Raw genomic sequence first — 12,251 nt, 5'->3', positions numbered from 1 at the left:
TTCTGCAAAAGCATAAAAATGACATTACTTCTGCCGCAAAGCACAACAACTATGTTTTTATCTGTCACAAACCTAAAAAACAAGCCTCAACACGCTTTCAAAAAACTATTATAAAAAACTGCGCCACAAGAAACTGAAGAATGGTGTTAAATTCCTGAAAAAGCATAAAACAATTTTCAACGGATGCGATCCTTTACGGGTATTGCCTATCGTATAGGAAAGATTTGTTTTATCAAAAACAATCTTAAATTCGACAAAATAAAAGGAACCAAAAAAAACTTTTGGCGTTACTCAAGCAGTGAAAATTTTCACTCCAATGCAAATGATCACTATGAACACACCAATACAAATATAATGAATCAAGAGAGGGAAAAAATATCATGGCCCAGAACAAAACAACACAACATAATAAAACAGTCGTAGAAAAAGACCTACAAGGACAATTAGAAAAGTTACGCACTGAAATTTCAGGGATTACCTCAACCCTGACAGATCTTGGTGCAAACAAATTTAACGCCGCCAAAGACAAAGCGGAAAAACTATATCACTCCGCGAAAGAAAGTGGTGAAGACATGATATCTCAAGCAAAAGACAAAATCAGTGATCTTGAACAAACCATAAATCAATGCGTTCGTAAAAATCCTGGCAAAAGTGTTTTGTTTGCCGCAGGGGTTGGTTTTATTCTTTCTCAACTACTGCGTCGTTAAGCAATGCATAAGTTTATCACTCCTCTTTTAAACCATCTTGTCGGTGGAGGGCTTAAAAGCACTGTCAAGCAAGTACGCCTTCAAGCAATTTGCTGTGGATTTATTGGCATTTCATTCTTCATGTCTTTGCTTTTTTTATGTATCACCGTTTTTATTGCGTTATGTTCTGTTATGAATCCTCTTGCCGCCGCTAGTATCATGTTTTTAATTTGTCTTTCTCTTGCAGGATTAGGTCTTATTATCAGTCGTGTTCTCAAGGCTTACCAACGCTATGACCAACAAAAAAAGACAGAAGAACAACGCCAAAAAATAATGACAGATGCGACCGTTTCCAGCCTTGCAGCTCTCAGTCAACATTTCCCTTTTGCCAAATTGAGAGTTCCCATTCTCGGACTTGTAACTTATTTTCTGTGGAAAAAAGATAAAAAGGACCGCTTTTCAGAGTAGAATATGTAAAGCTGTCGCTCTAATCCCCCCGATGTGCTTTCTTTTATAGCAAAAGAAAGCACATTTTTTCTCATAGTCTCTTTAGCTTCTTCAAGTGCCTGAAAAGAAATCTCCTTTATTTTCGCTAAAAATTCCATGGATCAGATTAAATCTCTTTCAGATTGCAATCCATGTTTCATGAACATAGCAACATGAGGCAAAGCTTGCGTTAAAAATTCTAGTTTGATTGGAAGAAATGCAGTGTATTTTGAAGAAAATGATGATTGGGTTTTGCTTTTCTCTATTTTTTCATAAGCCTTTTTTCATGACCGAAGGTCATGTTAGTATTTTGAGTTGTGTTCAGATTTTTCTGAATACTCATTTTTGTTACAATTACAATCATAGTTAGGGATTGTATTATGTAATTGCATAACATTTTTGTTATTTGTGCATAACATTTTTGTAAAAAATAAACGATCTAAGAGCCGATTAAAAAGCTTAATAGCTTTTTCCAATTTAAAGGTAGACGCTTTAAAAGGGGACCCAAGAACAGATTTAATTTTATTCATACGATTTAAAAACATTGAAGCAATAGATGTAAATTTTATCTCTTCGATACGAAGCTGCAATCGACGACAAACACCACAAAAGGTCCTAACAACCATATCATGATGTTTCTTTTCTTCTTTAATCGTTAAAATAGAGTGCTTAAGTTCATGGTAACGCGCGATTAAAATGCTAAGGTCAATACCACAAGCAATTGGTACATAATTAGCAGAATTAAAACTATAGCGTTTAAAGTTACCAGAATCCCGCATCACAATAAGACCTTTATCAAAAAGGCGTGAAAGTAATCTACTTACATGAACAGACGTACAACCAATTTCCAGACCAATTTGATGGTTGCTTTTAAAAACTATTGGAAGTTTACCTTTTTCAAAATGCGCAACGGGTACAGTATTCAAAAGTTTAGCTAATAAATGGGCTTCTGTTCCTTTGATAAGATCAGTTACTGGTAAGTCTTGTACAAGAAAAAGAAGTTGGCTTCTACTAATGTGTCCAATATCAGTATTATCAGCAATTTTTATATATTCCCAGTACTTTGAAGTTAATTTTCTGCCAGATATTTTGTTAACCATAATTGTTTTAACCTCATAACAGAGGCAAAAAAAATGTTAAAAATACCCTTTTTCCACAAAATTTCTCTTGCAGAATGCATCACGATAAATCAAACTGAGAATATTTTATGATTATTGGTATTAATTTACCGTACAGGTATTTAGAAACCCTTCTTTTGACGCAGTTGAGTTTTTATTTTTTTGCCATTATACTTCCCTCTATTTGAAACGACTCATAGCTCGAAAAAAGCGTGTCAAGATCAAAGCGATGCAAAAATATTCAACACGATAAAACGAGGGTTTGCAATCTTCTTTCTAGTTTTTTCGATTAACACCTATGATACCTATAAACTGCTATTTATACCCCTTATAAGTTTTCTCTTTAATCATGATTTTAAAGCTGCATGAAAAGGACAAGACAAGCCTTTTGGCTATTGGTCAAGGGCACGTGCGCCTCATGATGTACTTTTACAAAGTTCCCTTGCCTCTCCCCCAAAGGCTTGATAGTCCTCTGATAAACGCAGATCTGATGTCATGATTGGGGTGCGATTATTAATAGTTTGAGAGGCAGAAAGCCTTTCATTTAAAAAGCAAAACGAAATAACATATCGCCAAGGGAACGCGCTCTTACATAGCGCTGTAGTGAACAACTTATATGAGTAAGCAAGTTTTAAACACAACAATTTTTACTGAAGAGAGTTGTCCACCAAATCCTGTGTGGATTATGATTAACTTTTTTCTGATAAAGTTCGTAGTGGAATATTGTCTTGATTTTTAAATAGTGCTTGAGAGAACGCTTTATCAATAATGGTCAATGGGATTATAACTGCCATTGTCTCTTCGCCAATCTTCTGGTTGTTGAAATTTGCTCGACCATAAGCCATTTTGTGCTTTTTGAGCAGCAGATTGTAGAGTTTTATAGTCTGCTGGAGATGGGAAATTATGCTGATCTTTTGTCAACACCATCAACCCTTCTGCAAGCCCCAAACGTGCCAGATCAACCCCATCCACAAAACATTGTGCATAATGAACCTGTTGAATGACACGTGCTTGCCGACAAGTAACCTTTTTATCGATTGTTTTTGAAACAAGCCAAGCAGTAACAAAAGCACCGCATGGCCACTTAACGCCGTTGCGTGAGGCAAATTGCCTCATTTCACAGCTTTCCACACCATATAATCGAATATCACGAATGATCTTTTTTCTCCATCCATCATCCACAAGCGTAATCATTTTAAAGGTCACACCACTTGTTACCTGTATAGCACCTGAATAGACCGGCACATTTTCTTCATAAAATTGTGATGCGAATGGTTTTGGATACAACACAACATTTTGTTGGTTTGCATAATCTATCAATTGTGACTTCGGATTTTGAACAGGGTTTTCTATTGTCTTTTCTGGCACTTTAAAAAAATAATTTTGCATAATTTTTTCAGTATGTTGACTGAAATAAAAGTATCCCAAAATAATAATATAAATTAAGACAATATATTTAGACGCTGTTCTAAGATATTTTAAAAGTATCATTTTGAATATTAGTATATTTTTGTTTATTAATTAATAAAAGATTAAATATTGTTAATTTATCGATAGAAAAATTTATTTTTTTCATTTATATGATTCCTGATTAATATTTTGAATATTAATTTTATGATCAACTTAAACATAAAGCGGGGGAATTTTCATGAAAAACATGAATAATTCGTTCATTAATGAACATACCTTACCAAAAACTACTCTATCCAACACACAAAAGAAATGGTTAACAGCAGCATTGATGCTGTTTATTGCCTTCATCGCACTGAGTGAACCAGCATTTGCAGCAGGCGACTTTGGAAAAGTTGACGATGCGCTTAAAAAAATAATTGAAGCTTTAACAGGAAACATTGCAAAATCGATTGCGACGATTGCGGTTGCTGGTATTGGGCTTGCATGGATTGCTGGTTATGTTGAAATGCGTAAAGCTTTTTTTGTTTGTGTTGGCATCGGCATTGTTATGGGTGCATCGCAAATCGTATCAATGCTTTCCTAATTAAACTTTGTCTTTCAAAGCCATGAAAGAGCACGATAAGCTAACAGAAGATACGTTATTTCTTGCTTGCACGCGCCCTGCAATGATTGCAGGCGTGACGGTGGAAGCTATGGGATTAAATGGGATAGGAACGATGATATTGTTCATTATGGCAGGCAATATTTTTCTTCTAACCTTTGGTGTGATGCTGCATTTCATATTCAAGGAAATCCTAAAGCATGACCATAACAAATTTCGTATTCTTCTGACATGGCAAAAGACATCTATTTTTGCCAGAAATTCGAGTCTATGGGGTGGGGGAAGTATTTCTCCATTACGATTAATTCGTAATTATGAGGAATTATAATGAATAGAACAGAGCGCAAACGTGAAAAGCAGCCAGAGGCGATCATTCCTTACGTGCGCCATGTCAATAAACACATCATTGCGCTGGATTCACGCGCTCTCATGTCCGTTATTAAACTTGAAGGCATTAACTTTGAGACAGCGGATATTATTGATCTGAATGTGCTTCACGAACAGCTCAACAATCTGTTTAAAAACATAGCGGATGAACGGATAGCGCTTTATAGCCATATTATCAGAAAGCGTGAAACTGTTTATCCGGATGGGACTTTCAGATCGGCATTTGCCAAGCAATTAGATGATAAATATCGCGAGCGGATGGTTTCACAGGAGCTTTATCGCAATGATCTTTATCTTTCAATTTTGTGGAATCCACACGTTGATCAAACGGATAAATTAGTGGAGTTTTTCAAACGTTTAGGCAAAGCCAAGCAAGAAAAGACAGAAGTTGATGCAGAATCCATTCGCAAGCTTGAAGATATTACAACAGATCTTATTCAAAATTTAGAGCGCTATGGTGCAAAAAGACTGAGCCTTTATGAACATGAAGGTAATATTTATTCGCAGCAAAGTGAGTTTATCCACCAATTGGTGGGAGGTCGTCGTGAACGTATCCCTCTCACATGGGGGACGATAGCTTCAACTGTTTATTCAGACCGTCTCATTTTTGGGAAAGAGATCATAGAAATACGCACCGAGGCAGGACAGCGGTTTGCGGGCATGTTTGGTTGGAAAGAATATCCAGCAAAAACCAGGGTAGGCATGGCGGATGGTTTGCTCACGCTTCCCTTTGAGTTTATTTTCACCCAATCTTTTGTTTTCAAGAGCAAAAACATTGCCAAGCAGATTATGGGGCGCAAACAAAACCAAATGGTCAATGCAGGAGACCGTGCGGGCTCACAAATTATGGAGCTGGATGATGCGCTTGATGATCTTGAATCCAATCGTTTTGTTTTAGGGGAACATCATTTATCATTGGCAGTTTTTGCTGATACGCCGCAAGAATTAGCGGATAATCTTGCCAAAGCGCGTTCTCGTCTTACAGATGGTGGGGCTGTGATTGCGCGGGAAGATTTAGGGTTAGCGGCGGCTTGGTGGGCACAATTGCCTGGCAATTATGCTTATCGCACCCGCTCTGGTGCAATAACAAGCCGCAATTATGCAGCGCTTTCTCCTTTTCATTCTTTTCCGGTTGGAAAAATAGATGGCAATGTGTGGGGACCAGCGGTAGCCTTGATGAAAACCTCTGCTGGTTCACCGTTTTATTTTAACTTTCACTTTGGTGATTTAGGCAATACATTTGTTTGTGGTCCCTCTGGTTCTGGGAAAACGGTTATTGTCAATTTTCTTTTAGCACAACTTCAAAAGCATGATCCCAATATGGTCTTTTTTGACAAAGATCGGGGTGCAGAACTTTTTGTCAGAGCGGGTGGCGGCACTTATATGCCCTTGAAGAATGGTAGACCGACAGGCATAGCACCGCTAAAAGGCTTAGACTATAACAATCCAGCAGATAGAGTTTTTTTACGCCAATGGATTATAAAGCTTGTTTCGTCTGAAGATCAAAAGATCAGTGAATCAGAAAGACAAGATATCACGGCGGCTGTTGACCAGCTTGCCTTGTTACCAAAAGAACAACGGACGATCTCTGCCTTACAAATGTTTTTTGATACCACGCATAGAGAGGGGATATCGGGTCGTTTAGAAAGATGGTGTAAAGGCAATGCCTTAGGGTGGGTTTTTGACAATCCTGATGACGACATTGGCATTGATGCAAAATTTATTGGTTATGACATGACGGATTTTTTAGACAATGATGAAATTCGTCCACCTTTAATGATGTATCTTTTTCATAGGATTTTGTCTCTGATTGATGGACGTCGTATTATCATTGTCATTGATGAGTTTTGGAAAGCCTTAGAGGATGATTCCTTTAAAGCCTTTGCGCAAGACAGGCTGAAAACTATTCGTAAACAAAATGGTTTGATGTTGTTTGCGACACAATCTCCCAAAGATGCGATTAATTCGACCATTGCTCACACCATTATAGAGCAATGCCCCACACAGATTTATTTTCCCAATCAAAAGGGCAATCATGGGGATTATGTAGAAGGTTTTAAATTATCGGACAGAGAGTTTAACCTGATACAATCAGAATTAAGCCGTGAGTCACGGCGTTTTCTCATCAAACAAGGACAAAGTTCAGTTGTAGCAGAACTGAATTTACGGGGCTTTGATGATGAAATAGCCATTTTAAGTGGCACCACCAAGAATATTGAACTCCTAGAGACCATTATGGATGAAGTTGGACAATCTCCAGAAAAATGGCTTCCTATTTTTCAAGAAAGGTCAAAACAATGAAAAAACTTTTATTGGCAACAGCCGTCTGTGCAGCTTCATTTGGCTTTCAAACAAATGCCTTTGCTATCATGGTATATGATCCCGCGGCTGTTGGACAAATAATGAAACAAGTCCAGCAAGGCACACAACAACTTAACAAATTGCAAGAACAAATTCAACAAGGCAAACAACAGCTTGACCAATTAAAGAGCCAACTCGATCAAGCGAAACAATTATATAACTCCTTAAATGTCAAGCCTGACATTTCGGGATTGAAAGACATGTTTAACAAGCAAGGGAACAGTGGCGCCCTCCCTTTTGATTTTAACCACTTTCAACAATCGATGGGCGGCGGCGGCGGTGGTGGCGGTGGCGGTGGCGGCAGCAAAAACACGCAAAAATGGCAAGAAGAGCTTAAATACAAAGAGCCCGCGGGGGGCGCAGACTCAAAAGAGGCAGTAGATGCTTTTTACGCACAAGAAGTGAAAAAAGCCGAACAGCGCGTAGTAGGACAAGCAGCCAAAGGACAAGACGTCTACGAAGAAGCCAGTGAAACACAAAAAAACATTACCAAGCTCCTTGACGAACTTGGAAGTACTGAAGATGCGGGTAAAATTCAAGGCATTCAAGCACAATTAGCAGCGGTACAAGCAGACCTCCAAACAAAAATACTCCAAATGCAAGCCGCCATGATGATTCAACAAGCAGAAGAAAAAGCGGCAGAAAGACGTGAAATAGAAGAATTTAAAGCACGAACCAAAGCTTTAGCCCAAAAAATGCGTGGTCAATAAAGAGTAAAAAAGAGGGGCTTGAATATGAACAAGATCATCATAACAACATTGCTACTTTGCACAGGGCTGATCACGGCTGGTTGTGAAAAAACCTACAGCGTAGAAGAACTTAAAAAAAATAAAAAACTGATGGAAGAAGTATTAGTGAAATGTTTGACGTCAGGGGATTTGAATTCGAAAAATTGTAAAAATGCAGAGCAAGCTGAATTTGAAACCCGTAAAAATTGGAGAGGCTTTGGCTCGACAAATGACGATAAACAAGAATCTGAAAAGAAACAGGACAATAAATAATGAATAAAGTTCTCATAACAACATTGCTACTTTGCACAGGGCTCATCACAGCTGGATGTGAAAAAACTTACAGCGTCGCAGAATTTAAAAAAGATAAAAATTTGATGGAAGAATGGGGAGCAAGATGTGGATGGTCAGGAACTTCAAAAAATTGTGAAAACCTAAGAGTAGCAGCTTTAGAACTTGAAAAGGAACGCCGGAAAAAAGCTGAAGAACATAATCGCAAACTAGATGAAGAATTTAAAGCTAAACAAAAAGCTTGGATTGAAAAAATGAGAGCTGAGAATGAAAAATTCCGAGCTGAACAAAAAGCAAAAGAACAAGCCGAACGAGAAGCAGAAGAGCGCGCTAAACAACAACAGGACAGTCATTAATCATGAATAAAGTTCTCATAACAACATTGCTGCTTTGCACAGGGCTCATCACAGCTGGATGTGAAAAAACCTATAGCGTCGCTGAATTTAAAAAAGATGAAAAATTACGCTTAGAGTGGGATGCTAAATGTGGATTTGCAGGAACTTCAAAAAATTGTGAAAACCTAAGATTAGCACAACTTGAACTTGAAAAGGAATATGAAGCAAAAGCTGAAGAAAGAGCGCGTGAACGCGAAGAAGAAGATCGTAAAGCGATGGAAAGATTTCGAGCCAAAATGGAAGCTAGACATAAAAGAATGCAAGCTGAACTAGAAAAAACCGAAGCTGAAATGGAAAAAAGAAGAGCTGAAGAAAAAGCAAAAGAACAAGCCAAGAGAGAAGCAGAAGAGCGCGCTAAAGCTAAACAACAACAGGACACCCATTAATCATGAATAAAGTTCTCATAACAACATTGCTGCTTGGCACTGGAATTATCGCTGCTGGATGTGAAAAAACCTATAGCGTTGCAGAATTTAAAAAAGATGAAAAATTACGCCTAGAGTGGGATGCGAAATGTGGATTTGCAGGAACTTCAAAAAATTGTGAAAACATGCGGTTAGCATTTTTAGAACTTGAAAAAGAATATGAAGCCAAAGCTGAAGAAAGAAGCCGGAAAGCGGCAGAGCGCTTCAACAAAGCGATGGATGAACTTATGGACAAACAAAAAGCTGAACATGAAAAATGGAAAGCCGAAAAAGAAGCAAAAGAACGAGCTAAAGCCGAACAAGAAGCAAAAGAACGAGCTGAACAACAACAGGACAGTCATTAATCATGAATAAAGTTCTCATAACAACATTGCTACTTTGCACAGGGCTCATCACAGCTGGATGTGAAAAGACCTATAGCGTCGCAGAATTTAAAAAAGATGAAAAATTACGCCTAGAGTGGGATGCGAAATGTGGATTTGCAGGAACTTCAAAAAATTGTGAAAACATGCGGTTAGCATTTTTAGAACTTCAGAAAGAATATGAAGCAAAAGCAGCAGAAAGAAGTCGTAAAATTGACGAAGAAAATCGCAAATCAATGGAAAAATTGAAAGCTGAAATGAGAGCCAGAATTAAAAAAATGAGAGAAGAGAATCAAAAATTCCTTGCTGAACAAAGAGCAAAAGAGCGTGCTGAGGAAGAACGAAGAGCGAAAGAGCGCGCGGCAGAAGAACAAAATAACAATTAAATTATAAAAATATACAATGAAGAGTGGAGCATCTAAATGGCAATAATAACCAAAGGCATATTTTCTTATATCGACAATATGTTGATGGAGCCCATTACAAAAACAATGGATAACATCTATTGCGCTTTAGCTGCTCAACTTAAAGAACCTTACAGACTATACAATAGATTTATGGCAAGATTATGTCGCTGCCCTAGATTTATCATCACTGGTTATAAAAAACCGATAACACAAGCATAATTTAAAGATTGTGCTCAAACCTTGTAAAACTGAAAGAAAGAAGGGGAAATATTGATGAATAAAGTTCTCATAACAACATTGCTACTTGGCACTGGAATTATCGCTGCTGGCTGTGAAAAAACCTATAGCGTCGCAGAATTTAAAAAAGATAAAAATTTACGCTTCGAGTGGGATGCCAGATGTGGATTTGCAGGAACTTCAAAAAATTGTGAAAACATGCGGTTAGCATTTTTAGAACTTCAAAAAGAATATGAAGCAAAAGCAGCAGAAAGAGAGCGTCAAGCGGAAGAGAACAATCGCAAACTAGATGAAAAATTTGAAGCTGAAATGAGAGCCAGACTTCAAAAAATGGAAGCTAACACTAAAAAAAAATTAGAAGAACAAAGAGCAAAGCGACGTGCTGAGGAAGAACGAAGAGCAAAAGAGCGCGCGGCAGAAGAACAACAAAATAACCATTAAGACATAATGAAGAGCGGAGCATCTCAATGGCAGTAGAAAGCAAAGGCATATTCACTAAGATAGACAATATGTTGATGGAACCCCTTACAAAGACAATGAATGACGTCATTGTCAATCTTTCATCAAGCTTAGGTGCTCCGCTTAAACTGTCTTGTACAATCTACATTATATTTATGGGCTACAATATCATCTATGGGCGCTCTTCCATGCCCTTATGGGAATTTATAGTGACAACTTTCAAACTCGGCATCGTTGTTTCACTTGCCACAAACGCCGATGTTTATAATGAGTGGGTCAGTGGTATATTTTTCCATGATCTGCCTAATGCCATTTCAAATGTCACACAAGGAGCACATGTGGATCGAAATGTATGGGACAATATGATAAACAAAGCTGGAGCACAGGTTTTGGACGCAGCAAACCAGTACACAGGTCTGACTCAAATGGGGATGTTTATTGCGACATGGATTGCTGGTTTTATCTGCCTAGTTGCTGCTGCCTTTTTTTGTCTAGTCGGTTTTGTTGTTTCATTATTTGCTAAATTGGGTTTGTTTCTTGTCCTATCAATAGGACCACTCTTCATAAGCCTCTATATGTTTTCCTCAACCAGAAAATTCACAGAAGCATGGTTAGGGCAAGTTGCAAACTTCATCATTTTATATGTGTTAGTCGTGCTGCTTGGTGGTTTATATGTTAACATTTCAATGAAAGTTTTTTCAGGAGATATTAAAAATATCTTCACTACTTTAATTCAGTTCTTGGTTGTTGGTATTGGTGGTATTTACCTTTTCCTCAGACTCCCTGATATCGCATCAGCTTTAGCCTCTGGGGGGGCTTCTCTTACAGGATCAGGACCAGTCGCTAAAACAACGGCTCAACTAAGTGGACGAGCTGCTAATGCAGCAACAAGGGGAATTAAAAAACTAGCATCACTATTAAAAAAGGTCTAAATTTAAAATGCGGGAATTTAAAAAAATTGGGGTCATCTTACCATTTCTCTTTCTCAGTGGCTGTATGTCTTCACCAAACACACTGAAGTCACTCCCAAAGTGTGATGGATATTCTAAACGTCCACTCAACAGATCAATGTGGAATTGGGAAGGGAAAAAACCCACGCCCACGCCCATTATCATCAGTAACAACACCCCTTCACCCCTAAAAGAAGGGAAGCTGGAAATGCTTCTGGCACAAAAATTAACGGATGAAGAAATCAAATCTTACAAAAATTGCGGGCAAAAAGCATGAAAGAAAAAGACATAGAACAATACATTGCTGAAGCACGCTCGTTCGATCAAGATCGCATACTCGCCTCACGCCGCACCACCCGCGTCTCGCTTGCCATTGCCGGCATCGCGGTTGCGGTTGCAATAATGTCTTCTCTCGCGGTCATCACCCTCACCCCCCTTAAAACCGTGGAACCTTTTGTCATCCGTGTGGACAATTCAACCGGCATTGTTGAAGTTGTGGAAGCCTTAAAAGAAGGTCCCACCAATGTCGACGAAGCAATCACACGCTACTTTGCTGCAAAATATGTCCGCTCCCGTGAAGGCTTCACCACAGAAGAAACACAACACAACTTCCAAACCGTCTCTCTCCTCTCTTCTTCTGAAGAACAGCAAAGATTTGCCAGCTGGTATGGAGCAAGAAATCCCCAAAGTCCTCAAATTCTCTATAAACACGCTGCTGTTACAATAACAATAAAATCAATCTCCTTTATCAATGACGATGTTGCCCAAGTGCGTTACTACAGAACCATTCATGACAACGACAACAACAAAGAATTCATCACCCACTGGGTTGCAACACTTACCTTTGAATATATCAATGCCCCTATCTCTGTCCAAAACCGTTTGATAAATCCTCTAGGGTTTATTGTTAGTGAATATAGAACCGATCCGGAAGTGGTCAACTGA

17 protein-coding genes are annotated in these 12,251 nt (G+C 38.4%); 15 read left to right on the top strand and 2 right to left on the bottom strand.

Translation table 11 applies throughout. From position 1 onward, the window contains the following. Positions 1-380 precede the first annotated feature (380 nt). Positions 381-707: a YqjD family protein gene (locus ACFIKO_RS02820; RefSeq protein WP_375619946.1), complete on the top strand. Its 327-nt coding sequence runs from the start codon at positions 381-383 to the stop codon at positions 705-707. Between the two features lie 3 nt (positions 708-710). Further along, positions 711-1,154: a hypothetical protein gene (locus ACFIKO_RS02815; RefSeq protein ID WP_375673220.1), complete on the top strand. Its 444-nt coding sequence runs from the start codon at positions 711-713 to the stop codon at positions 1,152-1,154. Between the two features lie 320 nt (positions 1,155-1,474). On the opposite strand, the gene ACFIKO_RS02810 is transcribed toward ACFIKO_RS02815, so the two are convergent. Together ACFIKO_RS02810 and ACFIKO_RS02805 are read right to left on the bottom strand one after the other, a co-directional pair. Next, positions 1,475-2,272, bottom strand: a complete 798-nt coding sequence (locus tag ACFIKO_RS02810; RefSeq protein ID WP_375673219.1) for a helix-turn-helix domain-containing protein — start codon at positions 2,270-2,272, stop codon at positions 1,475-1,477. 780 nt (positions 2,273-3,052) lie between these two features. Then, positions 3,053-3,781 (bottom strand): nuclease, encoded by a 729-nt coding sequence (locus ACFIKO_RS02805; RefSeq protein WP_375619949.1) that lies wholly within the window; start codon positions 3,779-3,781, stop codon positions 3,053-3,055. A gap of 157 nt (positions 3,782-3,938) precedes the next feature. Here ACFIKO_RS02805 and ACFIKO_RS02800 point away from each other — a divergent pair, with 157 nt between their 5' ends. The 13 genes from ACFIKO_RS02800 (at position 3,939) to ACFIKO_RS02740 (ending at position 12,251) form a co-directional block, all read left to right on the top strand. Continuing rightward, a complete protein-coding gene (locus tag ACFIKO_RS02800; protein ID WP_375673218.1) occupies positions 3,939-4,286 on the top strand; it encodes a TrbC/VirB2 family protein in 348 nt (115 codons plus the stop codon). A gap of 22 nt (positions 4,287-4,308) precedes the next feature. Further along, positions 4,309-4,632: a type IV secretion system protein VirB3 gene (locus ACFIKO_RS02795; protein ID WP_375617900.1), complete on the top strand. Its 324-nt coding sequence runs from the start codon at positions 4,309-4,311 to the stop codon at positions 4,630-4,632. Then, positions 4,632-6,992, top strand: a complete 2,361-nt coding sequence (locus ACFIKO_RS02790) for a VirB4 family type IV secretion/conjugal transfer ATPase (protein ID WP_375673217.1) — start codon at positions 4,632-4,634, stop codon at positions 6,990-6,992. The genes ACFIKO_RS02795 and ACFIKO_RS02790 overlap by 1 nt, the downstream gene beginning before the upstream one ends. After that, positions 6,989-7,762 (top strand): type IV secretion system protein, encoded by a 774-nt coding sequence (locus tag ACFIKO_RS02785; protein ID WP_375673216.1) that lies wholly within the window; start codon positions 6,989-6,991, stop codon positions 7,760-7,762. The genes ACFIKO_RS02790 and ACFIKO_RS02785 overlap by 4 nt, the downstream gene beginning before the upstream one ends. Before the next feature lie 24 nt (positions 7,763-7,786). Further along, on the top strand, positions 7,787-8,053 hold the full coding sequence (locus ACFIKO_RS02780) for an EexN family lipoprotein (RefSeq protein ID WP_375630564.1): 267 nt from the start codon (positions 7,787-7,789) through the stop codon (positions 8,051-8,053). After that, the gene (locus ACFIKO_RS02775) at positions 8,053-8,427 is read left to right on the top strand and encodes an EexN family lipoprotein (protein ID WP_375673215.1); all 375 of its coding nucleotides are present in this window, start codon (positions 8,053-8,055) and stop codon (positions 8,425-8,427) included. Before ACFIKO_RS02780 ends, ACFIKO_RS02775 begins: the two co-directional genes overlap by 1 nt. A gap of 2 nt (positions 8,428-8,429) precedes the next feature. Then, entirely contained in the window at positions 8,430-8,852 is a 423-nt protein-coding gene (locus tag ACFIKO_RS02770) for an EexN family lipoprotein (protein ID WP_375673214.1), read from the top strand. A gap of 2 nt (positions 8,853-8,854) precedes the next feature. After that, positions 8,855-9,235, top strand: a complete 381-nt coding sequence (locus tag ACFIKO_RS02765) for an EexN family lipoprotein (protein ID WP_375673213.1) — start codon at positions 8,855-8,857, stop codon at positions 9,233-9,235. A gap of 2 nt (positions 9,236-9,237) precedes the next feature. Further along, positions 9,238-9,639: an EexN family lipoprotein gene (locus ACFIKO_RS02760; protein ID WP_375673212.1), complete on the top strand. Its 402-nt coding sequence runs from the start codon at positions 9,238-9,240 to the stop codon at positions 9,637-9,639. 294 nt (positions 9,640-9,933) lie between these two features. Continuing rightward, positions 9,934-10,338, top strand: a complete 405-nt coding sequence (locus ACFIKO_RS02755) for an EexN family lipoprotein (protein WP_375673211.1) — start codon at positions 9,934-9,936, stop codon at positions 10,336-10,338. Positions 10,339-10,364: 26 nt separating this feature from the next. Further along, entirely contained in the window at positions 10,365-11,288 is a 924-nt protein-coding gene (locus ACFIKO_RS02750) for a type IV secretion system protein (RefSeq protein ID WP_375673210.1), read from the top strand. 7 nt (positions 11,289-11,295) lie between these two features. Then, positions 11,296-11,583: a type IV secretion protein VblB7 gene (locus tag ACFIKO_RS02745; protein WP_375661705.1), complete on the top strand. Its 288-nt coding sequence runs from the start codon at positions 11,296-11,298 to the stop codon at positions 11,581-11,583. Then, positions 11,580-12,251, top strand: coding sequence for a virB8 family protein (locus tag ACFIKO_RS02740; RefSeq protein ID WP_375673209.1), 672 nt, complete (start codon positions 11,580-11,582; stop codon positions 12,249-12,251). Before ACFIKO_RS02745 ends, ACFIKO_RS02740 begins: the two co-directional genes overlap by 4 nt.

This window comes from Bartonella sp. TS82HLJMH, from assembly GCF_042193495.1.
Lineage (GTDB): Bacteria > Pseudomonadota > Alphaproteobacteria > Rhizobiales > Rhizobiaceae > Bartonella > Bartonella grahamii.
The sequence above is the reverse complement of the archived record's forward strand: the minus strand, read 5'-3'. Positions and strand labels throughout refer to the sequence as shown.